25 protein-coding genes are annotated in these 24633 nt (G+C 59.2%); 11 read left to right on the top strand and 14 right to left on the bottom strand.

The annotated features are described in order from the left end of the window. Window positions 1-65: 65 nt before the first annotated feature. On the top strand, window positions 66-434 hold the full coding sequence (locus CFE428DRAFT_RS15805; protein WP_006980592.1) for a hypothetical protein: 369 nt from the start codon (window positions 66-68) through the stop codon (window positions 432-434). Between the two features lie 7 nt (window positions 435-441). Continuing rightward, window positions 442-1170 (top strand): response regulator, encoded by a 729-nt coding sequence (locus CFE428DRAFT_RS15800; protein ID WP_006980591.1) that lies wholly within the window; start codon window positions 442-444, stop codon window positions 1168-1170. Window positions 1171-1256: 86 nt separating this feature from the next. Here CFE428DRAFT_RS15800 and CFE428DRAFT_RS15795 read toward each other — a convergent pair whose 3' ends face one another. Both CFE428DRAFT_RS15795 and CFE428DRAFT_RS15790 read right to left on the bottom strand, forming a co-directional pair. After that, window positions 1257-1859: an RNA polymerase sigma factor gene (locus CFE428DRAFT_RS15795; protein WP_006980590.1), complete on the bottom strand. Its 603-nt coding sequence runs from the start codon at window positions 1857-1859 to the stop codon at window positions 1257-1259. Window positions 1860-2091: 232 nt separating this feature from the next. Next, the gene (locus tag CFE428DRAFT_RS15790) at window positions 2092-3027 is read right to left on the bottom strand and encodes a DUF6799 domain-containing protein (RefSeq protein ID WP_006980589.1); all 936 of its coding nucleotides are present in this window, start codon (window positions 3025-3027) and stop codon (window positions 2092-2094) included. 142 nt (window positions 3028-3169) lie between these two features. On the opposite strand from CFE428DRAFT_RS15790, the gene CFE428DRAFT_RS15785 reads away from it, so the two are divergent. Next, window positions 3170-4840 (top strand): arylsulfatase, encoded by a 1671-nt coding sequence (locus CFE428DRAFT_RS15785; RefSeq protein ID WP_006980588.1) that lies wholly within the window; start codon window positions 3170-3172, stop codon window positions 4838-4840. Window positions 4841-4947: 107 nt separating this feature from the next. On the opposite strand, the gene CFE428DRAFT_RS41145 is transcribed toward CFE428DRAFT_RS15785, so the two are convergent. Both CFE428DRAFT_RS41145 and CFE428DRAFT_RS15775 read right to left on the bottom strand, forming a co-directional pair. Beyond that, a complete protein-coding gene (locus CFE428DRAFT_RS41145; RefSeq protein WP_420196887.1) occupies window positions 4948-5298 on the bottom strand; it encodes an HPF/RaiA family ribosome-associated protein in 351 nt (116 codons plus the stop codon). Between the two features lie 206 nt (window positions 5299-5504). Then, window positions 5505-8213 carry a bifunctional acetate--CoA ligase family protein/GNAT family N-acetyltransferase gene (locus tag CFE428DRAFT_RS15775; RefSeq protein ID WP_006980586.1) on the bottom strand — a complete coding sequence of 903 codons (2709 nt, stop codon included), beginning with the start codon at window positions 8211-8213 and terminating at the stop codon, window positions 5505-5507. Between the two features lie 479 nt (window positions 8214-8692). Between CFE428DRAFT_RS15775 and CFE428DRAFT_RS15770 the strand changes: the two genes are divergently transcribed. After that, complete coding sequence (locus CFE428DRAFT_RS15770) at window positions 8693-10942, top strand: heavy metal translocating P-type ATPase (protein WP_006980585.1); 2250 nt, start codon at window positions 8693-8695, stop codon at window positions 10940-10942. A gap of 40 nt (window positions 10943-10982) precedes the next feature. Here the strand turns inward: CFE428DRAFT_RS15770 and CFE428DRAFT_RS15765 are convergent, their stop codons facing one another. The 9 genes from CFE428DRAFT_RS15765 to CFE428DRAFT_RS37395 are packed head-to-tail and all read right to left on the bottom strand — an operon-like array spanning window position 10983 to window position 18852. Continuing rightward, the gene (locus CFE428DRAFT_RS15765) at window positions 10983-12374 is read right to left on the bottom strand and encodes an HAD-IC family P-type ATPase (protein WP_006980584.1); all 1392 of its coding nucleotides are present in this window, start codon (window positions 12372-12374) and stop codon (window positions 10983-10985) included. Then, window positions 12316-13347, bottom strand: a complete 1032-nt coding sequence (locus CFE428DRAFT_RS15760; RefSeq protein ID WP_006980583.1) for a heavy metal translocating P-type ATPase metal-binding domain-containing protein — start codon at window positions 13345-13347, stop codon at window positions 12316-12318. Before CFE428DRAFT_RS15760 ends, CFE428DRAFT_RS15765 begins: the two co-directional genes overlap by 59 nt. Next, window positions 13338-14036 (bottom strand): sulfite exporter TauE/SafE family protein, encoded by a 699-nt coding sequence (locus tag CFE428DRAFT_RS15755; RefSeq protein WP_083805185.1) that lies wholly within the window; start codon window positions 14034-14036, stop codon window positions 13338-13340. Before CFE428DRAFT_RS15755 ends, CFE428DRAFT_RS15760 begins: the two co-directional genes overlap by 10 nt. 3 nt (window positions 14037-14039) lie before the next feature. Continuing rightward, window positions 14040-14186 carry a hypothetical protein gene (locus CFE428DRAFT_RS37405; RefSeq protein WP_006980581.1) on the bottom strand — a complete coding sequence of 49 codons (147 nt, stop codon included), beginning with the start codon at window positions 14184-14186 and terminating at the stop codon, window positions 14040-14042. Next, window positions 14183-15571, bottom strand: coding sequence for a cytochrome c oxidase accessory protein CcoG (gene ccoG / locus CFE428DRAFT_RS15750; protein ID WP_006980580.1), 1389 nt, complete (start codon window positions 15569-15571; stop codon window positions 14183-14185). The genes CFE428DRAFT_RS37405 and ccoG overlap by 4 nt, the downstream gene beginning before the upstream one ends. Before the next feature lie 3 nt (window positions 15572-15574). Next, window positions 15575-16165 (bottom strand): cbb3-type cytochrome c oxidase N-terminal domain-containing protein, encoded by a 591-nt coding sequence (locus CFE428DRAFT_RS15745; protein WP_006980579.1) that lies wholly within the window; start codon window positions 16163-16165, stop codon window positions 15575-15577. Beyond that, window positions 16158-16325 (bottom strand): hypothetical protein, encoded by a 168-nt coding sequence (locus CFE428DRAFT_RS37400; protein WP_006980578.1) that lies wholly within the window; start codon window positions 16323-16325, stop codon window positions 16158-16160. The genes CFE428DRAFT_RS15745 and CFE428DRAFT_RS37400 overlap by 8 nt, the downstream gene beginning before the upstream one ends. A 9-nt stretch (window positions 16326-16334) precedes the next feature. Beyond that, on the bottom strand, window positions 16335-18662 hold the full coding sequence (ccoN, locus tag CFE428DRAFT_RS15740; RefSeq protein ID WP_006980577.1) for a cytochrome-c oxidase, cbb3-type subunit I: 2328 nt from the start codon (window positions 18660-18662) through the stop codon (window positions 16335-16337). Beyond that, window positions 18652-18852, bottom strand: coding sequence for a hypothetical protein (locus CFE428DRAFT_RS37395; RefSeq protein ID WP_006980576.1), 201 nt, complete (start codon window positions 18850-18852; stop codon window positions 18652-18654). Before CFE428DRAFT_RS37395 ends, ccoN begins: the two co-directional genes overlap by 11 nt. Before the next feature lie 392 nt (window positions 18853-19244). Between CFE428DRAFT_RS37395 and CFE428DRAFT_RS15730 the strand changes: the two genes are divergently transcribed. From CFE428DRAFT_RS15730 to CFE428DRAFT_RS41140, 7 genes are read left to right on the top strand one after another with little or no spacing between them, the layout of a single operon-like run. After that, the gene (locus CFE428DRAFT_RS15730; protein WP_006980574.1) at window positions 19245-20144 is read left to right on the top strand and encodes a helix-turn-helix domain-containing protein; all 900 of its coding nucleotides are present in this window, start codon (window positions 19245-19247) and stop codon (window positions 20142-20144) included. 59 nt (window positions 20145-20203) lie between these two features. Next, entirely contained in the window at window positions 20204-20884 is a 681-nt protein-coding gene (locus CFE428DRAFT_RS33785) for a PAS domain-containing protein (RefSeq protein WP_006980573.1), read from the top strand. 59 nt (window positions 20885-20943) lie between these two features. Further along, window positions 20944-21384, top strand: coding sequence for a sensor histidine kinase (locus tag CFE428DRAFT_RS15720; protein WP_162145273.1), 441 nt, complete (start codon window positions 20944-20946; stop codon window positions 21382-21384). A 24-nt stretch (window positions 21385-21408) separates the two neighbouring features. After that, window positions 21409-21855 (top strand): response regulator, encoded by a 447-nt coding sequence (locus tag CFE428DRAFT_RS15715; protein WP_006980571.1) that lies wholly within the window; start codon window positions 21409-21411, stop codon window positions 21853-21855. Between the two features lie 9 nt (window positions 21856-21864). After that, the gene (locus CFE428DRAFT_RS15710; protein ID WP_006980570.1) at window positions 21865-23262 is read left to right on the top strand and encodes a hybrid sensor histidine kinase/response regulator; all 1398 of its coding nucleotides are present in this window, start codon (window positions 21865-21867) and stop codon (window positions 23260-23262) included. Next, window positions 23259-23924, top strand: a complete 666-nt coding sequence (locus tag CFE428DRAFT_RS15705; protein ID WP_202797442.1) for a response regulator transcription factor — start codon at window positions 23259-23261, stop codon at window positions 23922-23924. Before CFE428DRAFT_RS15710 ends, CFE428DRAFT_RS15705 begins: the two co-directional genes overlap by 4 nt. Beyond that, entirely contained in the window at window positions 23882-23989 is a 108-nt protein-coding gene (locus CFE428DRAFT_RS41140) for a hypothetical protein (RefSeq protein WP_202797441.1), read from the top strand. The genes CFE428DRAFT_RS15705 and CFE428DRAFT_RS41140 overlap by 43 nt, the downstream gene beginning before the upstream one ends. Window positions 23990-24102: 113 nt before the next feature. Here the strand turns inward: CFE428DRAFT_RS41140 and CFE428DRAFT_RS15700 are convergent, their stop codons facing one another. Beyond that, entirely contained in the window at window positions 24103-24621 is a 519-nt protein-coding gene (locus tag CFE428DRAFT_RS15700) for a pyridoxamine 5'-phosphate oxidase family protein (RefSeq protein WP_006980568.1), read from the bottom strand. Window positions 24622-24633 lie beyond the last annotated feature (12 nt).

The following is a 24633-nucleotide window of genomic DNA, read 5'->3' as shown; positions in this document are numbered from 1 at the left end:
GATGTACCATCTGGAATCGGGTAAATCAATGTTATCTCAAAATTGTCCGAGCCCGCTCAATATGAATGAACTCGTCTCTTCAACTCGGCGGTTCCGTGGGGATCGCCATTCTCTCGACGCTCATCACGCGCCGTGAGCAGTTTCACGATTGGCGCATTGGTGAAAGCATCACGGTCTATGATCCCGCCACCCAGCAACGACTGGCGGCGATGCAGGCAAATTTCATCAGCAAAGGCGCGGATACGATCACCGCTTTTCACGAAGCGCTCGGAGCCTTGAAGCAAGTGGGCCGCCGCTACAGTGCAGAGGTGCCATGCTCATTGGCTCTCGAAAACGACGTACGGAAAAACCCGCAAGATTTTCCGCGGATCATGCGCGCATGGTGTGTGTGCCGTCCGATATGCCTTCGACTGCAACGCAATCGCCGCGCCTGACCCCACCATGAGCGCTATCACTACCTCGATTCCCATTCCGAAAGAGTTCCCGACGTCCGAAAGTCCTGCCCAAAGGCGAGTGCTTCTGGTGGACGATCATCCCGCGATTCGCCGCGGCATGGCGGCCATCATCGATGAAGAGCCGGACCTGACGACTTGTGGTGAGGCTTCCACCGCGCCGATGGCGCTGGAAGCGATGCGCCGGCTGAATCCGGATATTGCGGTCATCGATATTTCGATGCCGGGAACCAATGGTGTAGAGCTGATCAAGCTCATGCTCGCCGAGCAGCCCGGGCTGCAGATTTTGATGCTGTCGATGCACGACGAATCAGTCTACGCGCTGCGGGCGTTGCGCGCCGGCGCCAAGGGATACGTCATGAAAGGGGAGGCGCTGGAGTGCGTGCTCACCGGGCTGCGCAAAGTGGGGGAAGGGGAGATTTACGTGAGCCCGAAATTCAGCGACCGGCTGATCTTCAAGACCATTCAATCCACTATTGCGGGAGTGGCCTCGCCGGTCGACAAACTGTCCGACCGCGAGTTCGAAGTTTTGAGATTGCTCGGGCGGGGGTTTGGCTCGCGGGAGATCGCCGAAGAACTTTCGCTGAGCGTCAAAACCGTCGAGACCCACCGGGCACACATCAAGGAAAAGCTCGGTTTCAAGGAGGCGGGGGAAATGGTGCGATTCGCGATCGATTGGGTCGCCCAGGAAAGAGCGCAGGACGAAGCGGCTGCCTAGCTGTCGGGGAACCGTCGCGCTGTGGAACTCCGGGGCGCCGAGCAAACGGGCGCGCTCCCCAGATTTTCTGCTGCCGCGAATAATGCTTACTCGATCTGCGTCCGGAAGGGTGTCATCGCCGCCGCCAGCTTGCGCAAGCCCAATTCCATACGCGTCTTGACCGTGCCCAAGGGCAGATTCATCGCCGCCGCGATTTGACGCTGGCTCATGCTGCCGAAGAAGCCTTTCTCCACGACTTCCTTTTGTGCCGGCGGTAAGTGGCACATGAGCTTTTGCAAATAGTGCCGGAGATCGGCGTGGCAGGCATCGCGGTCGACTGCCAATTCCAGTTGCGCCTGCTTGTGTGGGCTCCGGTGGGCGCATTCAAATCGCTCCGTCAGCCGCCGATAAGTGTGACGGCGGCGCAGGCAATCAATCGCCCGCCGACGCGACAAAGTGAGCAGCCAGCCCAATGGCTTGCCCTTCTCCGCGCAGTAAGTTTCCGGTTTGATCCAAAGCTGGGTGAATACATCCTGCACCACATCCTCCGCGTCGGAGTCGTCGTGCAGAATCTGGAGCACCACGTTGCGGAGGACGGTGTGATAGCGCGAGTGCAGCTTGGCCAGAGCCTCGGGACGATGCTCGACCAGGTTTCTCATTAGGACATAATCTCCACTGGCAGCATCGATATCGAGAGAGGGTGTTTTCATATTGGGATGGAGCGCCCCGGCTCCCCGGCCAGTGACGCGTCGTTGTCAGGCTAGCTTTTTCCGCTCTCGCAAAAAATCGGGCGGCAACCCCGCGCTGGTATCGGCAAAACCCCTAGGGGGTGTCGCGTTGCCCCCGATGTTAGTTCAAGCGAGGATCGTCACGTATCGAGCGGGAACATCCACGCGCAGCCAACTGCACCGCGCGTCGAGCGAAAATCCCTAACAACAATCCCTAGCGCCCCACCGGGCCCGCGGGAAGATCCCCATGATTATTCACGGGTGCCGGGCCGTTGGTTCCGTTCTCCGGAGCGTCGCTGCCCTTGTGCGGGACATTCACCCGAGGTCCAGTCAGCGCCGTGCCTCCGGTTTGATTCGGATTGGCAAACTGCGGATTGAACGTGCCTTTCTGTGCGCCCGTTCCCGGGGGTGGCGATTGAAGCACGGTCGTGCCCTGCTTATGTTCGGGCAAAATAATCGTGCCGTCCTTGGTGCGCACCGATCCATCCGGGAAAATGAGCGTACCGGCGGGTGTCGCCACGATCCCGTTGGGATTCAATTGTTTTTCAGTCGGAACCTTGGATGCGCCCGGGTTGAGTGCCTGGATCGAGCCATCAATGGGAATGGTCGTGCCGTTCTCTTTGGTGATGACCCCGGGAGCCGTAATGGTCCCGACGAAAGGAACCCCGTCACTCCCGATGAACGTCCCGTGATATCCGCCGTTGACCGGTAGACCCGTGTTCGCGGAAGCATTGCCGGGGGTGGTGGCATTCGCCGTCGCAGGCGCCGCAGTGGTTGCCGTCGCGGTCGATGTGACTGGCGGCGCGGGATTCACATTCGGGTCTTTCGGGATGTCGGTGATCCGGCCATCCAAGGTCAGCAATTGGTCCGCTTGGAGAGAAGCGTGGCCACCCGTGGCGAGGACAATGTCGCCATCCGTCTGAATCGTAACGCCCGAGGGTAGTTTCAAGTCTTTCACCAGCTTTTTGGTGACGCCGTTCCGCGTCACATACGCTTCACCACCGGAAACGGTGATGCCATCACGCCGCGCAACGCCTACCTCGACCTTGCTGCCAGCCGCCGCGGGGTTTCTGGTCACATCCTCGGCGGAACCGATCGAGGCCACACTCAGTGCGCAGGCCAATCCACACAGAAGGAAATTCGCTTTCATACTGGTGAATCGCAGCCAGCTCCAGCGTAGGTCGCTACCCTGATAAGCCGCTAAGCACTCCACCTCGCACCCGGGCCGAGCAGGAGCAGAGTGAATTTTTTTGCTCTCGACCGCAAACGCGGGGTTAGTGGACCTGTTCCCTATGCCACTCTCTCCACGAATCTTCCCGCTACTGGTCGTCGCCGGCTTTTCCTTTGTCGTCGCCGCGCATGCTGTGGCGGCGGATCCCGCGTCCAGGTCCAACCCCTCCGTTCCGGCGCCAGACAAGACCGCGCGTCCGAACATCATCGTCATCCTGGTCGATGATATGGGGTTTTCCGACATTGGCTGTTACGGCAGCGAGATTCCGACGCCCAACCTCGATCATCTCGCGGCGACCGGACTTCGCTTCACCCAGTTCTACAATACCGGACGCTGCTGCCCGACTCGGGCCGCTTTGCTCACCGGATTGTATTCGCATCAAGCCGGTGTGGGTTTGATGGTTGGGAGTCAGGGCCTGCCCGGCTATCTGGGCCATCTCAATGATCAATGTGTGACCCTGGCCGAAGTGCTCGGACCGGCCGGTTATTTCACCGCGATGAGCGGCAAGTGGCACGTCGGCCAGGAACAAGGCGTCACCCCGTGGACGCGGGGATTTGACCGCAGCCTGAATTCTCCCGCCGGCGGTTTCTATTTCCCGGCCGATACCCGCGCGGAACTTTATCTGAACGGGCGCAAGCTCGCGAACGACGATCCGCAATTGCCGAAGAATTGGTACACCACGGACCTTTGGACGGATTACGGAATCCAGTTCATCCACGAAGCGATCGACGAGAAGAAACCATTCTTTCTTTATCTGGCCTACAACGCTCCTCATTTTCCGCTCGAGGCGCCTCCGGAAGACATCGCCCGTTTTCGCGGCAAATACAAAATCGGCTGGGACCAACTGCGCGAGCAGCGGCACGCGCGGGAGCGCAGCATGGGCGTGCTCGATCCCGGGTGGGCACTTTCGCCGCGTCCGGATCCGGTGAAGGCCTGGGATGCTTTGAATCCCGAAAGGCAGGATCACTTCGATCACATCATGTCGATCTATGCGGCCTGTGTCGCCCACATGGATGCCGCCGTGGGACGCCTCGTGGCGGACCTGGAGAAGCGGGGAGTCATGGATAACACGCTCATCCTTTTCATGAGCGACAATGGAGGCAATGCGGAGAGCGGACCGGAAGGACGACTGGAAGGCGCCGACCCCGGTGGCCCGCGTTCCCAGGTGTATTGCGGCCAGTCCTGGGCGACCCTCGAAAACACGCCCTTCCGCCGATACAAACATTTCAATCACGAGGGTGGCGTGGCGACACCACTCATCGTCCACTGGCCGGCGAAGATCAAAGATCCCGGCACCTTCCGGCGACAAATGGGGCATGTCATCGATATCATGCCGACCTGTGTCGAAGTCGCCGGCGCGAAGTATCCGACGGAGTTCAAGAGCCATCCAATCCTGCCGATGGAAGGCCGCAGCCTCGTGCCGGCCCTGGACAATCGGCCCATCGAGCGTGACGCCATCTACTGGGAACACGAAGGCAATGCGGCGATTCGCGAGGGGGATTGGAAGCTCGTTCGCGCAGGCCGCAATGGAGCTTGGGAACTCTACGACATGAAAGCCGATCGCACGGAATTGCACGATCTCTCGGCGACCGAATCCGCCCGCGCGCAGGCGCTTGCCGAGAAATGGGAAGCGTGGGCTCTGCGCGCCCAAGTAAAACCTTATCCTCCGGGAAAAAAGGCCGGATCTGCCTCGGAAAAACCACCCAAATCCGAAGTGCGCCCCGCCGATTGATCCCTTCGTCTGTACCGCCATGCTCCCCGAGAGTGAACCGCTTACTCAACGTCGAGCCGGTGACCGTGTCGAAATTCACAGGGGCCTATCGGGGCGACGCCCGCGTCTCAAGCTGCTTGAAGACGTCGAACGTGATCCTGCAACTGTCGACGCATGGCCCGAAAACCATCCCGAATCGCGACATACGCATCCTTGTGGGCTGCTTCGAAATCGTGGGACTTGCGCCGGTGACCGTCGCCGTCCTGTGCGACTGTGGGGCGACACGTTGGCGCGTGCGCAACGACGAGTTCCTTGCCGGGGACGTGGACTTCAATACGAACATGAAAAGGGGTGCCGTGGTGGTGATGCTGGGCCGGTGCCTCGAGTTGCACGTGGCAACGGGTCATTCGATCGTAAAATTTGCTGAGGGCTTCGGTCTCCTTCTCGATACGAGCAACGACAGCGTCTGAGCTTGTCATGTTGAGAAAGGTGGTCTGAAGAATCGGGATCATGATGGATTGGTGATGTTGGTTTCTGAGCGGCTTAACCCTCAGGAGTTTTCGTTTGCCTGAATGTGTATCCGCCTGCCGTTGCTGAGCTACCCGCTGGTTGCTCAGTCTTGACCGTTCGTTGTCAGCCTCCTCGCGGTCCTGCGTGTTCAGGTCACCGAACCGATATAAATACCTTAAAGCCGCAGTTCTGCTTCGACCACATTCTCGCCAGGCAAACGCTTTAATTCGAAGCCGAGCCTGCGACTGAGATCGAGCATTGCATGGTTGTTGGCGAGAATGCTTCCGACGATCAATTCCAGCTTTTCGGATTTTCCAATCCGGACGAGTGCTTCCAAAAGCTGAGTCCCAAGACCACGCCCCTGCCAGGTATCGGCGACGAGGATGGCGAATTCCGCGCTGTTTGTTCCGTGAAGTCGATTCAATCTTCCCACGGCTACAATCTCGCGTTCGGCTCCCTTTCCGTGAACGGTGACCAATGCCAGTTCCCGGTCGTAATCTGAAAAGCAGACGCGGACGAGGCGATGGTGTGCAGTGCGTGTTTCCAGCGAAAGAGGGCCGAAATAGCGAAAGCTGACGCTCTCCTCGGATAACGTTGCGTGAAAGGCGACCAATAATTCCTCATCGTCTGGGCGGATCGGCCGGAGTGTGAGGCGGGAGCCTTGGCGGAGCCGAATTTGGCTGACGTAATCCGTGGGATATGGCCGGATCGCGAGGTGTGGCAGGTCGCTCTCCGCCTTGTTGATCGGGTGAAGGACGACGCGAGCGTCGAGGGCTAGCAGGTGTTCGGCGCTGGCCAGCAGGGGATTGATGTCGATCTCGGCGATCCAAGGTTGCTCGGCAACGAGATGACTGAAGGCAACGAGCAGTTCCGCCAGTGCATCGAGATTTACCGGTTTACGTCCGCGGACTCCTTTCAATGCATGAAATATCCGTGTTCGTTCCATCAGCCGCCGCGCGAGTGTGGTGGTGAGTGGCGGGAGACCGATTGCACGGTCTTTCAGGACTTCGACCAATTCGCCGCCGGCGCCAAAAATCAGGACCGGGCCAAATTGCGGATCGACGCTGGCACCGAAGATGAGCTCGACGCCATCTCGCGGAATCATGGACTGCACAGTGACACCTTGGAATTGATCGGCGCCGGCCTTCGCAGAAACGGCTTCCTTGATTTCGCGCCAGGCGCGACGCACCGCCGCGCCATTCTCGAGCTGGAGACGGACGCCGCCGACGTCGGTTTTGTGCGTGATCGTCTGCGAGTAAACCTTGACCACGACAGGATAACCAAGCCGTTGCGCGCGGTTCACGGCGGCGTTTTCGGTGTGGGCGATGAAAGTTTCGACAGTCGGAATGCCATAGGCCGAGAGCAGATGCTTGGACTCGACTTCGGTGAGCAAGTTGCGGCCTTCCTTTCGGGCGTGGGCGATCAGACGCTCGGCAATGCTGTGCTTTTCCCCCTTGCTGCTGTCGGCTGGCGGAAGGGCCGGGCGTTCGTAAAGCAGGCGAAGACGATCGCTGTATTGCCACATGAGCGCGAAAGTCCGCGCCGCGGCATCCGGGTAATCGTAAGTTGGAACTCCGGCGGCGTTCAGGGCCGTGCGCGCGGACTCCAGCGACGCACCGCCCATCCAACTGGCGAGGACGGGTTTGGACGAGCCGCGGGCAAGGTTGGCCAACTGGGTGGCCGTGCCGTCGATATCGGTCATTGCTTGCGGAGTCAGAATCACTAGCACGCCATCGACGCTTTCTTCACTCAGGGCGATTTCGAATGCCCGCCCGTAAGTTTCGGCATCGGCGGCTCCCAAGAGATCGATGGGATTCCCGTGGCTCCAGGCGGGAGGCAATAACTGATCGAGCTTCGTCAGCGTCTGCGGTGACAGTTTCGCCAGCTGACCGCCGGCGGTGACAAGTATGTCGGTCGCCAAGGCGCCGGGACCGCCGGCATTGGTGACGATCGCCAGGCGCGGACCCCGTGGAGGTGGTTGTTTCGCCAGGACCTCGGCGATGTCGAATAATTCCTCGATCGTCTCCACGCGAACCACGCCGGCGCGGCGGAAAGCGGCATCGAGGACGGCGTCGCTTCCGGTTAACGAACCCGTATGTGAGGCAGCCGCCCGGGCCGCGGCTTCGGTGCGGCCGACTTTAATGACGACGATCGGTTTGCTGAATGCGACCTCGCGCGCCGCCGAAAGAAAGGTCCGCGCGTCGCCAACCGACTCCATGTAGCAAACGATACTTTTGGTCTGGGGATCGTCGCCGAAGAATTCGATCAGATCGCCCCATCCGATATCGAGCATGGAGCCCAGAGAAACAAAGGCGCTGAAACCGACTTCCTCGCGCAGGCTCCAATCGAGGATGGCGGTGCATAGTGCGCCGCTCTGACTAAGGAAAGCGACCTTGCCAGCGCGAGCCATGCTCGCGGCAAAGGTCGCATTCAAACCGATGTGAGGAAGCATCACACCAAGGCAATTGGGGCCGAGCACGCGCATGTGGCCGCGCTGGGCGAGAATCTGCCGCTCGAGTTCTGCACCGCTCGCTCCGGTTTCCTTAAAACCAGCGGAGATAATGACGGCTCCCTTCACCCCCGCGGCGGCACATTCCCCAAGAATGGCCGGTACGGTGGAAGCTGGAGTGGCGACGATAGCCAGGTCGATTGGTTCGGGAATGGCGCCGATGGAGGCGAAGGCCGGAACGCCCAGGACGGTTTTGTGTTTGGGATTGACGGCAAAAACTCGGCCTTGAAACGCGCTGAGATTTTCCAGGATTGCCCGTCCCACACTATGTTCCGCTTCCGTCGCGCCGATCACCGCGATGGACTGTGGATTCAAGATCTCGCTCAGCGGAATTCGACGAGCGGATAAAGATGGCCGGGCGGTGCGGGCTTTCATCTCGACTGGGTCGGTTTCGGAGAAAACGTTGGCGCAAGCTGAGGAGCAGCCGCCTCGGAACGACGGAACAACCCATCACTCCGACGATGCGTGGTTGTCGGTATTATTCAAAGAGCCTTTTTATTTTGCTGGAAGGAATGGTCCCGCCGAGGGGTTAGCGGAAGCTGTCCCTCGGCGAGGGAAGCAAGGAAACCAGGCCGCTGCGCCCAGTCCTTGTTCCGACGACACCATGACCCAAAGGAAGGACCGGACGCTGCACGCGGGTTGTCGAAAGTGGAACGGTATTTGTCCTTTCCAACATCGGCACCTGAGTCCCGCCGCAAACAGCAGCCGGTTCCGACTCCCCGCCGTTTGCCAGGCGATCGTCGTATCTTGTCGAACGCAAAGCGGAGTAGGGCCGAGCTGCGGCAAAGACCGGTTAATAAGGAGCAACAGAGGGTTGGAGGAATTTCCACAGCGGGAGGACCCTATGATGTGTTATGGAACCCGATTCCCATCCCAAATCGATCGAGCGCATTCTCCGGAACAATCCAGAAATCGAAGGGTTGCGCATCGATGCGGTGAAACACGATGTCGAGGTGGGGTTTGCCGAGGTAATTCCCGACTCCCCGGCGATCTCGAAGATTGATGCGAGCCTGGCTCGTGAACTGCCCGACCCGGGAGCCGTGATCCACTCGCCCGAAGTGTGCCACAGCCAGGAGCAGGGTAACGCGGACGAAGTATTTCATCATCATCATCTCGGTTCTGGCGTGATCGAATTTCATCGCGGCCATCTCGAGCCACAGGGGGCTGTCTTATGGCGGCATTTCAAGATTCCCCGATGGCAGAACCGGCCCTCGTCGCCCGAAAGTGGCGATGATTACCGCAAGATGTTGCTCCTCGCGGGCATTTGCGGGGTGACAGCGCTGGCCGGGCATTTTCTCGAGCGGACGTTGCCCACCGGAGCAGCCGTGGCATTTGCCGCCTCCTATCTGTGCGGTGGCTGGTACGCCTCGCGCGAAGTTTTCGGCGAACTGCGCCGGGGCAAGATCGATGTGCATTTCCTGATGCTCATTGTGGCGGTGGGCGCTCTTTTCGTGCGCGCGTGGACGGAAGGGGCGACGCTGCTGTTTCTCTTCTCGTTGAGCGGGGGACTGGAACAATTTGCCCACCACCGGACCCAAAAGACGATCAACTCGCTGCTCAAGGCTGCTCCCAAACAAGTGCTGCGCAGGACTGGTGACGTGTGGGTCGCCGCCGCCATCGAGGATGTGCAGTCCGCCGACGAACTCCTCGTGAAGCCCGGTGAACTTTTTCCCGTCGATGGCTTCATCATGGAAGGTGAAACTTCGGCCGATGAATCCGCGCTCAGTGGGGAGTCGATTCCGGTGGCGAAGCGGAAGGGAGATCATGTGAGTGGTGGCACTTTGAATTTGGAAGGCAAGGCGGTGATCCGGGTGGAGAGGACGCCGCAAAACAGCGCCGTGCAGCGGATCATCGCCTTGATCGAAACCGCGCAGCAGCAGAAGGCTCCGGCGCAGCGCTTCACGGATGCATTCAGCCGCTATTACACTTGGGTGGTATTGATCATCAGTGCCATCGCCTTTGCCGTGTTGCTCGCATCCGGCCACACGACGGCGGAAGCGCTTTATCGGACGATGACCTTGCTGGTGGTGGCTTCACCGTGCGCGTTGGTTCTTTCCATCCCTTCGGCCATTCTCGTCGCGATTGCTGCGGGAGCGCGACAGGGCATCCTCTTTCGTGGCGGTGTTGCGGTAGAAAACCTCGCCGCGGTGAACCAGTTTGCCTTCGACAAGACGGGCACGCTAACCAGGGGAAAATTGCGGGTCGCACGAATCGAAGGTCTGAATGGCACGTCGGAAGCCGCGGTGTTGAAATTGGCGGCCAGCGTCGGTCAATTTTCCACGCACCCTCTCTCGAGAGCGATCGCTTCTGAGGCCCAAAGGCGTGGATTGACGCTGGCTGCCGTATCGGATCTGCAAAATGACGCCGGTTTTGGGATGAGAGGTGTATGCGAGGGTACGCCCGTTCTCGTGGGGAGCCGCGCTCTTCTGGCGAAACACGGCATCGCGATTCCGGTCATGAACGAAGATCATGCCTTCGTTGAAGTATGGGTGGCCGGCGAAAAGGCGCTTGGCGTCATTGATCTGAGCGACGAATTGCGACCCGAATCGAAGCCGGTCATCGCCCGGCTGAAAGAAACGGGCGTTGCGGTGGCTCTCCTCACCGGTGACCGACGGGCGGTGGCGAATCGCATCGCTGCGGCGCTCGACATTCAGGATGTCCGGGCCGGTCTTCGTCCTGCAGACAAGCTGGATTGCATTCATCGCTGGCAAGCGGAAGGTCGCAAGGTGGCGATGGTGGGGGATGGAATCAACGACGCTCCTTCGCTTACCGCGGCCGACGTCGCGATCGGCATGGGCTCGCACGGTTCCGATGCGGCCCTTGAACAGGCCGATGTCGTGCTGATGCACGACAAGATCGAAAATGTCTCGCAGGCGCTGGCGCTGAGTCGGGCGGCCCGTGCCATTATTCGCCAGAATCTCGTCATTTCGCTCGGTGTGGTGCTTCTGCTCTTCGTCTCGGCGGTGCTCAATCGAATCACTCTTTCTGTGGGAGTCATTGGCCACGAAGGGAGCACGGTGATTGTCGTCCTGAATGGGCTGCGGTTGCTCGGACTCGGACGATTTACCGGCACGCCGGCCAAAACGGGAAAGGATCGGGCATGAAAGAATCGCCTCTGCTTTCTTCCCTGCCGCCGGCATTTGCTCAACCTTTCGAAACTCGATAGCAGCGGCGGCGAAACGAAACAATCCCGAGCGAGATCAGCGAGCTGACGGGCATCAAAACCGCGGCAACGACTGGACTCATCGCTCCCGCAATGGATATCCCGACGGCCACCCCATTGTAGAGCAACGCAAACGCGAGAACGGCGCGAACCGTCAGGTTGCGCGCGGCGGCGGTCTCGAGGAGTCGACGGATGCCGGCCAGGTCTCTTCCGAGGAAATAGAAATCGGCTTTGTGTTCCAGCAAACCACGATCGATCGCTGGCGTGCCGGTGCAATACGCCACGTTGAAGGCGAGGCTATCATTGGCACCATCGCCGATAAGGAGGGTGTTCCGATGGTCGATCTTGCGCACCCATTCCGCCTTCTGCTCCGGTGACATCGACGCGTGGCAATGATCGGCAGGCAGCCCAAGATGCGCCGCCATGGTGGCCACTTTTTCCCTGCGGTCTCCACTGAGGATAAACACATCGTAGCCTTGGGCCCGCAGAACGGCGATTTCCCGGCCGGCATCGGCGCGCACGTTCTCCTCGAACGAGAATGCCGCCAGCACCCGCCCATTGCGACTGAAGATGCAATCGCCCTCCGCCGGGCCTGCCCAGCCGCTGCGGCCGAGCAGCCACTCATCATGCTCGGTCGTGCACTTGAGGCCGAGTCCTACGATCTCCTGCGTCTCGCGCAAAGTGGCGGGCTCCACTCCGTCCGCTAGAAGTAACTCACGCAGGCAGGAACTGACCGGGTGCAAGCTGTTGCTCACGATGGCGAGCAGGACTGCGCGTTCGCGGGGGGACAAGGCGGCGAGACTTTCCGGTTGTTGCAGCGCCATCGTCTCGAGCGTGAGCGTGCCGGTTTTGTCGAAGACGATATTGCGGACCGACTTTAATCGTGACCAGAGACTGACCTCGCGGACAAATACGCCCAGCCGCCGGACGAAAGATGCGGCGAAATCGTCCGCCAGTGGCAACGCAACACCGGAAGCGCAAGGACACGAGACGACGAGGACCGAGGTGAGGATCTGCAGGGCGATGAAGAGATCTCCGCTGTGGTGCCACCACCAGGCAAAGGCGATCGCTCCCAAACCGAGGACCACGATCATGTAAAAGCGGATGAAACGTTCGACCTGCGTGTTTCGCTCGGGCCCGGGGGCGGGCAGTTCGACCAGCCGGGCAAGCAGCGAGTCGGGCCATGCTTCCAAGGCCTCCAACTCAATGGGGTGATGGCAATAGTTCAACGCACCGGAGGAGACGACGCGTCCGCGAGGCGCCGTGAGAGTTTCGCTTTCTCCGTTGATCCATTCCAAACCGAAAGTGGCGCCTTCAGAAAGCAGCCTGGAGCGGACGGGAACAGGCTGGCCCGAGGCCAGCGTGTAATGCACGCCGGGCCACGATTTCTTTCACGGCCAGCTTTTCCTTCGAGCCGGCGCGAGAAACCTCCGACAAGCGATCCTGCGCTGCGAGGAGAAGGTGGCGGTTGCGGGCCACGACCTTCAACTGCAGCCAGCGGCCGGTGAGCATGAGGAAGGTGAAGATCGAAACAAAATCGAAGTAGACGAAGCTGCTCGCGCCACGAGAGAAAGCGAAGACCGATGAGGCGTAGGCGGCGAGTAAACCGAGAGAAATCGGCAGGTCGATATGCAGAATGCGCTGCCGCAAACTGTGCCAGGTGCGGTGAAAGAAATAGCTTCCTCCGATGACCAGGCTGAGCGTGCCGATGGCCATCGAAAAGCGCGCGAAAAGTGCTGCCAGTTGGAAGCTGCTCTCCATGCCAAGATAGCTCGGGAGCGTGAAAAGCATGGCATTCAAGGCGAGCGCTCCGCAGATCCCGAGACGGATCCTGAGCGCGTGATCCATCTGTTTTCCAGTTTGCCCCGGAGGTCCTGCCAAATAACCGAAAGACTGCAGCCGGCGGGCATACCCGGGGATGTCGCAGGCGCCTGTCTTCCAACTCAATTCCAGGCGTCCAATGGCAGGGTCGACGCGAGCGGTAATGGCGCCCGGTTGGTTCTTGAAGATCTGCTCAATCAACCAGACGCAGCCGAGACAGGATACGCCCTGGAGATCCAGGACGAGGCTGGCGGTCTCCGAACCGGCGCGATCAGCCAACTGCACCAGGCTTTCGAGCCAGGCCAGGTCACGCTTTTGAAAGACCAGCGATTTGACCGGCTGCGCCTCAGTGTCCCGCAAGTCGTAAAACTGGCCCAGGCCATTCTTGACGATGAGATCGTGAACGAATTGGCAACCGGCGCAGCAATACTCTCGTTGCAGTTTCGTCGGTCGAAACGCCCTTCCGCAGTGCCGACAGGCGGCCGTGGCGGAGAGTGTTGGTTTGTTGCCGGTGACTAGTGGCATAACAAACAACGCAGGGGCGCGGCCAGGGAGCCGTCGTGCAGCGAGGCCCTACCGCCGATCAGCAAAGCCGAACTCAGGGCGAGAAGCCGTCGCATCCAGAGCTGTGCGGCGGGAGCGAGGGAGGCCTGCAATCGCATGGCTCCAAATTGCCCGAGGAGGTAGAGAGGGATTGTCCCCAAGGCGAACGAAGCGAGCAGCGCGGAGCCGGCGATCCAGGAACCGGAAACGAGCGCGGCGCTGAAAGCGAGATAGAGTGGTCCGCAGGGCAGGAATGGCGTAGCCAGGCCGAGAACGACGGCTGCCTGACGAACCGGCAGAGCCGCTGTTCGCCGGCTCAATCGCAGGAGCCAGCGCCCGACGAAGGGAAGCCGCGGTAAATGGCGTTCCCAGCCCAATGCCATCACCACAAAGAACGAGGCCATGACCCAGGGTAACAGCCGGCTGACCGGTGCGTGAAAGATTCCACCGGCTGCGCCGCCGACCGCTCCGAGAGAAGCGCCCACGGCAGAGTAGGAAATCATCCGGGCGAAATGATAACCAGCGGTAGCGGCCCGCATTTCCCCGGGAGCGGATGCTCTCGATCCAAACAGCGCGCAGCCCAAAGGCCCGCACATGAGAGCACAATGACCACTCGTCATCAGACCGGCAACGAACGCGGCCAGAGGAGTGGCAAAGTCGACGGGAATCATCGTCTACGGGTGCTTGGCGGGAACGGCTATTGGCACCGCCGTGTCTTGATGGCGAATCGCAATGGTGACCATGACTGCCCAGGCAGACATGGCGAAGAGGTAGCCGGCGAGGATGAACAACCAGGGACGATTGAGGATGGCTTCTTTCATGGCGTGGTCAGGAAGTCGGGGCCGACAAACGACACCGTCTTTTCAATTTGGGTTTCGTGTTCGAGGGAACGGATGCGAACGGTTACAGGAAAAGAGCCGTGCAGTTCGGAGCGCGAGGTCACCAGCACCAGCGTGCGCGTTTCTTCGCCGAGCGGTCCGACCTCGACGGCCGTTTCGCCACCGGTGGCGCGGAGAGATTTCACATTGCCCGCGACGCTCATGGAGAAGTGCTGCACGGTATTGCGCTTGTTGAGCACGCGGACGAGGAACTGGTTGCGGACCTCGTCGCCTTCCACGACGTAGGGCATCCCTGTCATCCGAACGACGCTGACAGTGACCGGCCGTAAAGTGGAAATGGCCGCGGTCATCGCAGCGGCGCCGAGGAGCAGCAGCGCTGTGTAGAGAATGAGGCGGGGCCGGAGGATGTGCCGCGACTTTCCGGTAAAGCCGTTTTGCGAATCGTAGCGAATCAAACCACGGGGGCGATCCAGCCGGGTCATGATTTCATCGCAAGCATCGATGCAAGCCGCGCATCCGATACATTCCATTTGCAAGCCCTGGCGGATGTCGATGCCCGTGGGGCAGACGCTCACACAGCGGCGGCAATCCACGCAATCTCCTGCGCCGGTTGCCCCTTTCTTGCCTCGCGGTTCCCCGCGCTTGGTGTCGTAGCCGATGACCAGCGAGTCGTTGTCGATGAGGGCCGACTGCAGACGCCCGTAAGGACAAATGACGATGCAAAATTGCTCGCGAAACCAGGCGAAGTCGAACCACAGCGCGCCAGCGACGAGGAAGACGAAGAGGAAGCTACCCCAGTTTTCCCCCGGCGCATGCCGCATCATGACATATAGCCGCGGCAGCGAGACGAAGTAGGAGAGGAAGACGTGGGCGATCACGAGCGCGAAAAGGGCGAAGAGCGCCTGGGTGAGACCGCGGCGGATGGTTTTTTCAAAAGTCCATGGCAACCGATCCAGTCGCTCGCGGGCCGGCACGCTTCCCTCCACCCAGCGTTCGATGCGGCGCACCGTGTCGAGAAAAAGGGTTTGTGGGCAGGCCCACCCGCACCACACCCGGCCCAGGAGCGCGGTGAGGTAAAAGAGCGAAAAGCCGAGGCCGCTGATGAGGAAAAATGCCACCCACAGATCCTGCATCACGAGCGTGAGGCCGAAGAAGTGGAACTGGCGCTGGGCCAGGTCGAGAAACACCGCGGGATTTCCGTTGATGGGAATCCATGGGAGCGCGACATAGACCAGGAGCGCGGCCACGCCAAACAGGGTGCGCCAAGTGGTGAACCGCCCTTGTGCGGTCGCAGGATGAATGAATCGCCGCGAGCCATCCTCACGAATGGTCGTAACAGATTCGAGACTGGGCGTAGTCGGGATCATGGGTTAGTTGCCGGCGACGGGTGTCTGCATGACCTGGCCAGGAATCCAGGGCGGAGCCTGCTTGATCGGTTCTCCCCGTTGGTGATGGCTGAAGATGAAGGCGACCACTTCCGTGATTTTTTGTTGGCCCAACACCGGCCCCCAAGTCGGCATGCCTTTTTCGATCTCGCCCTTTTCGATGGTGTTGGCGACTTCGAGTGGAGTGCCACCGTGGAGCCAGTATTCGTCCACCAGGCTCGGTCCGATTTGCCCGGTCAAGGTCGGCAGGTGACAGGAAGCGCAGTTCGCCAGAAACGTCGCCTTGCCAGCGTCTACGGTTTTTTGGTCCCGGCTGAGCGTCCAGAGGGAATCGTTCGTCAGCACGCTGGATTTCGCCGAGGCTCTCTCCCGATTTTCCGTCATTTGGATCTCCACCGCGAGCCCGGGTTCATGCCCAAAGTGAAACTCTTGATAGTAGAGCCAGTAGCCGATGGCAAAAGCGATCGCCCCCCAGAGGGTCATCAACCACCAGTTGGGCAGTCGCTTATCGTATTCCTGGATACCGTCGTAAGAATGGGGACGGATCAGCTCTTTCTCTTCGGACGGGTTATTCATGAGAATCCTTTTCCAACGGGAGCGCTTCGAGGTGACGGACGCGATCGCGTCCCAGACGCAGCGCGCGAGCGAGGGTGAGAAGAAATACGGCAGCGAAAATGCCGAAACTCAGGATGGTTAATGCGCGCTGCCAGTCTTCGACGAGGATGCGATGAAACATAGGTAGGTGTTATTTGGAGGCGGTGGGCGCTTGGGCAGATGTCGAGTTGACCTTCTCGGATTTGCCGAGCTTCTGGAGATAGGAGATCAGGGCGACGATCTCGCGGTCTGGCGGGATCTCCGCGCCGGCGGCTTTTAAGTCCGCGGCGATGGTCTGTTCCTGGATCGTGACGCACTGGGTGAGTTCCTCCGGCGTCTGCTCGGCGAAAGGAACGCCCAGCCGGCGCTGGACTTCGATCTTGTGCGGCAGCAGATCGACCTCCGTCTTCTGCGTGTAAAGCCAGGGATAGTTCGGCATGATCGAGCCCGGGCTGATTTGCCGCGGATCGCGCATGTGATGGAAGTGCCAGATGCTGGGATATTTTCCACCTTCGCGTGCCAGATCCGGGCCGGTGCGTTTGGATCCCCACTGGAACGGGTAATCATAGATCGATTCGCCGAGCTTGGAGTAGGCACCGTAACGCAGCACGTCACCCACCAGTGTACGGATCATTTGCGAATGGCAGTTGTAACAGCCCTCGCGCACATAGATGTCCCGGCCGGCGAGTTCCAATGGCGTGTAGGGTATCTGCCGAACCCCCTCGATGCACTCCGCCTTGTTGACGATGATGGTGGGGACGATCTGGACGATGCCGCCGATGACCACGGCCAAGGTAGTCAAGGCCGTGAATGGCAACGAATTCTCGAGTAACTGTTCATACCATTGGTTCCAGGTCGCCTTGCTCACATCCTTGTGGATGAGAAGGGCGAGACTGATCGAGAATATGCCGACGAAGGAGAAGGCGGAATAGATTCCGCTTGTCGCTGCCCAGCCGACGGCGAACAGGACATAGAGCATCGAGTAAACCACCGGGGCATTGATGAAGCCGCGCTTCAGGCCCATCGGCCTGGCGGGATGCGCGGGTTCGACGAAGACCTCGATGGTGCCGTTGACGGGCTCCGCGCCATGCGCTGTCTTGAAGATGTTCCAAGCGAGCATGATGAAACCCGAGAGATACATGGCACCGCCGAGGGCGCGGATGTGCATGAGCGATTTGGTCGAGGTGACGGCATCGAGGAAGTTCGGATAGGCGAGAACGGTGCCGGACTCGCGAGTGGCGCTGAGCATCAAGCCTTGAGTAATCCCCGAGACCCACATCGCGGCGACGTAGAGAAGGATGCCCACGAGGCCGAGCCAGAAGTGCATGTTGGCCAGCGAGGGCGAGTAGAGTTTGCGATTCCAAAGGCGCGGCGCCAGCCAGTAGAACATGCCCGCGGCCATGAAACCGTTCCATCCGAGGGTGCCGCTATGCACGTGGCCGATCGTCCAGTCGCTATAGTGTGAGAGTGCGTTGACCGACTTGATGGCCAGCAGGGGACCTTCAAAGGTCGCCATGCCGTAAAAGGTCACGCCGGCGGCGAAGAATTTCAGGACCGGGTCGGTGCGTAGCTGGTGCCAGGCTCCGCGGAGGGTGAGCAGGCCGTTGAGCATGCCTCCCCAGCTTGGCGCCCAGAGCATGAGTGAAAAGATCATGCCCAGCGATTGCAGCCAGGAAGGCAGCGCGGTGTTGAGCAGGTGGTGCGGTCCCGCCCAGATGTAGACAAACACCAGCGACCAGAAATGGACGATGGACAGCCGGTAGCTATAGACCGGACGCCCCGCGGCCTTCGGCAAGTAGTAATACATGATGCCGAGGATGGGAGTGGTCAGGAAGAAGGCGACGGCGTTATGTCCGTACCACCACTCCACCAGGGCGTCCTGCACACCGCCAAAAACCGGATAGCTATGGGTGAAGCTGGTCGGAAGCGAAAGGTGATTGACGATATAGAGCATCGCCACGGTGATGATAGTGGCGATGTAGAACCAGATGGCGACGTAGAGTGACGGCTCGTTGCGGCGCGCGATGGTCCAGAAGAAGTTGATCGCGAAGACGACCCAGATGAGAGCGACGGCGATATTGATGGGCCAGATCAGCTCCGCGTATTCCTTGCCGCGCGTCAGACCGAGCGGCAGGGTGATCGCCGCCGCCACGATTATGGCCTGCCAACCCCAGAAGTGCAGCTTGGAAAGAAAATCCGAAGCCAGCCGTGCCTTCACCAGGCGTTGCAGCGAGTAGTAAATGCCCGCGAACATCATATTGCCCACGAAAGCGAAGATGGCGGCATTCGTGTGCAATGGACGCAGGCGGCCGAAGGTGAGATAAGGGCTGTTTAAATTGACCTGCCAAAACGCGAGCTGGGTGGCGATGACCACACCGACTAACATGGCGACGATGGCCCAAAAAATGGAGGCCACCATGAAATGGCGTACGGTGCGATCATCAAACTCGATGACGGTCTTTGTAGGGTTATTGGTCATAAGAATGGCGCGGGCGCTGAGCCGATTTCCGGTGTCCCTTTTCAAACGTGCGTGGCTCCTCGCCGCTGAGAGGGAGGAGTGCATCGCGTTCACTCGACCCACGTGGGTCCGTCACGTCCCGGAGAAACAGGGCGACGAAGAAAAGAACCAGCACGACGCCGATAAAGACCATGAGGAGGAGAACGTTCATAGCTTCGCCGGTGTCGGCGGGTTGGTGCGGGCTGCGGGAGATGGAAGAGAGTCAGTCCGCCAGGAGGCGGTCTCGATAGCGCGCGTCTTCTCGCAGCAGCAGCGGGAGCAATCGGAGCATTTGGCCGGGGCCATGGATTTGCGAGCGGTGGTCTTGCGTCTCATTGATAAGGGCATCATGTCCCAACTCGCGGACCCGCTGCTTAACCGGCATTGCGCAAGATTGCCCCTCTCTTGCATAAGTTTCGCTTTAGAGGGACCTAGGACTTTTTCCTAGTTCTCATGGGAGAAGATGCCCGGTCACGGATGGACCTGTGGCTAATTGGGGCCAAAGCACAAAGCGCTTAGGATCGGAATCGTCACCAGCCGAACTCCCAACCTATTTCCCATACCGTGAATATCACCGCTGCCAATCACACCGTTCTGGACCGCCTCAGCCGCTCGGAAATCTACAAAGACTACGAACGTGCTTTCAACGAAGCCACCGGCCTGCCGCTGCAGCTCAGCCCCATTGACGACTGGCATCTCAGTCATCGCGGGCGGCGCCATGAAAATCCCTTTTGCGCCTTGCTCGCCAAACAGAACAAGGCGTGCGCAGCGTGCTTGCAAACCCAGCACGAGCTTTCGACGACGGCTCAAAATGAAGCGAAAACGGTGACCTGCTTTGCCGGGCTTTGTGAGACAGCGGTGCCCTTGAAAGCCGGTGACCAGCTCATTGGATATTTGCGCACCGGCGAAGTGCTTCCGCAGCCGCCCACCGCGCAGAGCTATATGAAGGTGGTGAGGCAACTGGAAAAACTGGGGGCAAAGGTCGATTCCGAGAAATTGCGCGAAGCCTATTTTCATTCGCGGGTTTTCTCTCCCAAACGGTATGAAGCGGTGCTGAAACTGCTCCAGATTTTCGCTCAACACCTTTCGATGATGGCCAACCAGGTCGTCTTCCGGAGCGAAAATGCCGAGCCGCCGAACATCGCGCGGGCCCGCCAGTTTATCGATGAACATCACGGCGAAGATCTTTCGCTGGCCGCAGTCGCACAGGCCGCGCACATGAGCACCTTCTACTTCTGCAAGCAGTTCAAGAAGGCGACCGGCCTGAGTTTTACCGAATATTTAGGGCGCGTGCGTGTGGAGAAAGCGAAAGAGCAGCTTCTCAAGCCGCACATGCGGGTCAGCGAGGTGGCCTACGAAGTGGGATTTCAATCGCTCACTCATTTCAACCGGGTGTTTAAGAAGCTAAACGGTGAGTCGCCGACGACATATCGCACGCACCTCCCGTTGGCCATGGCGGCGTGATGACATATTCGTTCGACCACAATGTTCGGTCAGTGCCATATTCCGACAGTCGATCGCCCATGAATTCCATATCCTCGAAGCCTCACAAACCGGTGGTCGATAACGGGGAAGTTGCGCGCGAACTCATCGATATCAAAGCGGCCCTGGACGCGCATTCCATCGTGGCGATTACCGATGCCGCGGGAAGAATCACCTATGTCAACGACAAGTTCTGCGAGATCTCCAAATACTCGCGGGAGAATCTGCTGGGGCAGGATCACCGGATCATCAACTCGGGTTACCATCCCAAATCGTTCTTTACCGACCTCTGGAGGACCATTGCCAGCGGCAAGGTGTGGAAGGGAGAAATCAAGAATCGCGCGAAGGATGGATCCTACTATTGGGTGGATACCACGATCTATCCATTCCTGGATGCCAAAAATCGGCCGTATCAGTACATCGCCATTCGAACGGATATCACCCAACGCAAAGAGGACGAATTGCGGCTGAAATTTTTGGCCGCGGAGCTGGCTGCCAAAAACAAAGAACTCGAGACCGTCGTCTACGTCGTCTCGCATGACCTGCGTTCTCCGCTGCTGAATGTGCAGGGTTTTGGGAATGCCTTGGTGCGGGCATGTGAACAATTGAACGAGCGGCTCAAATCCTTCGAAGACACCGAGATGAAACGCCTGTTCGACGTCGAGATCCCCAGGGCACTCCATTTATCGAAGCCGGCGTCACAAAGATGGACATGCTCCTGACCGGCTTTTTGCGGTTCTCGCGGCTGGGGCGGGTGTCGCTACAGATTCAATCTGTGCCCATGAACAAGCTCGTCCATGGAGCCGCTCAGGCGCAGAAATTCCAAACGGAGGAGGCAGGAGCGAGCGTCAGGATCGACCATCTTCCCGACTGCAAGGGAGACCCCACGCTCATCGGGCAGGTATTTTCCAATTTAATCGATAACTCCCTCAAGTATCGCGCCAAGGAGCGTCCTTGTGTCATCTCGATTACCGGCCGTGTGGAGGGTGACCAGGCTATCTATTGTCTGGAGGACAATGGAATCGGCATCGCAACCGAGCATCAACCGCAAGTTTTCGAGCTGTTCCATCGACTGGATCCCAAGAAAACTCAGGGAGAAGGTCTGGGGCTTTCAATCGCCCAGCGTGCCTTGGAGCGGCAGCAAGGCCGTATCTGGTTGGAATCGCGGCCAGGAGAGGGGACTCGTTTTTTTGTAACGCTGCCCGCGATTGCTTCCACGTAAACGGAGCGTTATAGCCATGCTGTTATGAGCGATATTCCCACCATTCTCATCACGGACGACGACGATGGCCATGCCTTCCTCATCGAGGACAATCTGCGCCGCTCCGGCGTGAATGCGCCCTTCCTGCGATTTAGCGACGGACAGGAAATCCTGGACTTCCTTTTTAGCCGCACCCAGGAACCGTCATTTGAGCCGGATCAGCCGTATTTGTTGTTGCTGGATATTCGGATGCCCAAAGTCGACGGAGTTACTGTGCTCCGCCAGATCAAGGCGGATCCGAAGTTGCGCAAGCTGCCGGTCATCATTCTGACCACGACCGAAGACCCGCGCGAGGTTGAGCGGTGCCACGACTTGGGATGCAACGTGTACATGCAAAAGCCGGTATCGTACGAAAACTTCGCGGCGGCGATCGGCAAACTCGGGTTGTTCCTCTCGCTTTTGCAATTGCCGCGATTCACGCCTCAATCCTGAAGAGTCCCGATGACCGATGTTCCTCCGAAAAAAACTGCGCGGCTGTTGATTGCGGATGACGAAGAAGGGCTTCTCTACCTCATGGCGGACGGCCTGCGACGGGAGGGCTACGAAGTGGAGTCATTTGACTCGGGAGAAGAGGCGCATCGATGGTTGGCGCGCGAGCGGGCCGACTTGTTGGTTCTCGATCTCAAGTTGACCGACCTGCCGGCCCTTTCCCTCATCGAGCAGCTGCGCAAAGAGGGTCGCGAATGTCCGTTCATCATCGTCACTGGACATGGCGATGAACGAACGGCGGTGAATGCGATGAAGGAGGGAGCGCTCGATTACGTGATGAAAGATGCGGGCATGCTCGAACTTCTGCCCAGCATCGTGCGCCGGGCGCTTGCGGTGGTGGAACGCGAAAGAAAATTGAGCGAAGCAAATGAAACGATTCGTTTGCGTGACGAGCGTCTGCAGCATGTCATTCAAACTGCGCTCGACGGTTTTTTACGTTTCGAACGGAACGGCCGCTTGTTGGAAATCAATGAGGCGCTGTCCGAGACACTCGGTTACAGCATGAACGAGATGCTGGGCAGATCCATTTTCGATTCGGAAGCGGTGGCTTTCCCTCGGGAGGTAAAAGAGCACGTGGCCACGTTGGAAGTAGGCGGGACTTGCAAGTGCTTTACCCAATTGCAGCGGCGCGACGGAGCCCCGATCGAGGTCGAGGTTTCGATGAGAGACGATCAGGGAGAGATATTTGCTTTCGTCCATGATGTCTCCGAACAGCGCCGATTGGAGCGCAAGGTCCTGGAAATTGCTTTCGACGAACGGCGTCAATTCGGCCGGGAGTTGCATGACGGTCTCGGCCAGCAGCTCACGGCGTTGGAGTTGATGACGCACACGCTGGCTCGCGAACTGAAAGTCGTCGCGCCGAAACAGGCGAAAACCGCTTGGGAAATTACCAAGTACATGCGGCGTGCGGTGACGCAAACGCGTGAGTTGGCGCATGGCCTTTCCCCCGTGGCGGGAGATGGCGAGGGATTGATGCAAGCGCTGCAGGAGCTGGCGGAGATGGCAAAAACGGCGGGAACGCCCTGTGAGTTCGAATGTCCGCAGCCGGTAAAAATCAAGGATGAGACGATCGTGGGGAATCTCTACCGAATAGCCCAGGAGGCGATCGCCAATTCTCTCAAGCATGCCGCCCCGAAGCGCATCACGCTGCGTCTTTTGAATGAAGGTCCAGACATCCATCTCGCTGTCGAAGACTGCGGACGCGGCTTGCCACGGGGCAAGTCCGCCAAACCGGGAATGGGGATGCAGGTGATGCAGCATCGGGCGCGGGTCATCGGCGCCCAATTGCAGATTCATTCCGCTCCCGGAAAGGGTGTAAAAGTGATTTGCTCCCTGCGAAAGCCCTCGTGAAAAAAACCGCTGCTTCCAAACCTAAAAAGCGGACTGTTCCATCCGCGAAACCGCTCCCGCCCAAAGAAGCGCCGAAAAAGCGCGTCTTTCTGGTCGATGACCATCCGATGATGCGCGACGGCATGGGACGCTTGATCGACAGCGAGCCCGGGTTGACCTGTTGTGGCGGCGCCAAAAGTGCCGAAGAAGCCATCAGTGAGATTGCCCGATGCAAACCCGACCTGGTCATTACCGATATTACGCTGCCCAAGCGTAGCGGTCTCGAGCTGATCAAGGACATTACGACGATGTATCCGGAGGTCGCTGTTTTCGTCTATTCCATGCATGACGAGAACTTTTACGCGGAGCGATCCTTGCGGGCGGGGGCGCGTGGATATCTGATGAAAGAAGCGGGTAGCGAGAAGATGCTCGAGGCCATTCGCCAGGTTCTGGCGGGAGAGGTTTTTGTTAGTGCCTCCATGGCATCGAAAATCCTGAAGTCATTCTCGGCGCCGCCGGCGCGCGGTTCGAACTCGCCCGTGCAAACATTGACCGACCGCGAATTCGACGTGTTTCAACTCATCGGGCAGGGCAAATCGACCAAAGAGATCGGGGCCAATTGCATCTCAGCCACAAGACGGTGGCTGTCCATCGCGGTCATATCAAAGACAAGCTCGGGCTGACCAGTTCGGCCGAGTTGGTGCACCAGGCCATTCGCTGGGCGGAAAATCCAATTCCAAAGAGCTGAGGACCGTCCCGTTTGCGACGCCGGTGGTTCGGGCTCGTCCCCGAACCGATCGGAGCCTGGAGCGAGACACCGTGCGACCGCTCGCGGTGTGTATTGAGAGGAGCTTCGGACGGCTAGGCGTTCGGTGGAGATGGATGGGCGTGTGCGAGGAGTTCCGGAGATACGGTGAAGTGCAGCGCGTTGCAGGGGGATGTGCATTCGATCACTTCCACGGTGGTTTCGATGACGACGAACCCGGGGGCTTTGGCGTACTGCTTGAGAAAATACGCGTGCGACTTGTCTTCGATCTTCTGCCAGACGCGCTTGAGAGTCGGCGTGTCGGTCAGCACACGCGCTCTGCCGATCAGGTTCAGGATCAAGCTGAGATTGTGATTGGAGAACATCCAATTCACTGAGGGATGATGCTTGATTTGTTCTACTTTGCGGCTGTGAGGATGCGTCAGCGTGTAAAAGCGAGGAAAGTCATCGAAGGAGAGGGTGGACATCCAGCGCACCTCCGGTTTCCCGTCTTGATTGATGGTACTGAGCACGCCGAAATGACGTCCGTCGACCAGTCCTTTGGCTACGCCAATGATGTCATCGCTATCTTCGATATCGAAGCTGTCATTTTCAAGGGTGGGGGCATTATTCATAAATGTAATTCC

Source organism: Chthoniobacter flavus Ellin428 (assembly GCF_000173075.1).
Taxonomy (GTDB): domain Bacteria; phylum Verrucomicrobiota; class Verrucomicrobiia; order Chthoniobacterales; family Chthoniobacteraceae; genus Chthoniobacter; species Chthoniobacter flavus.
Note: the sequence above shows the minus strand (reverse complement) of the source record. Positions and strands in the feature narration are given on the sequence as shown.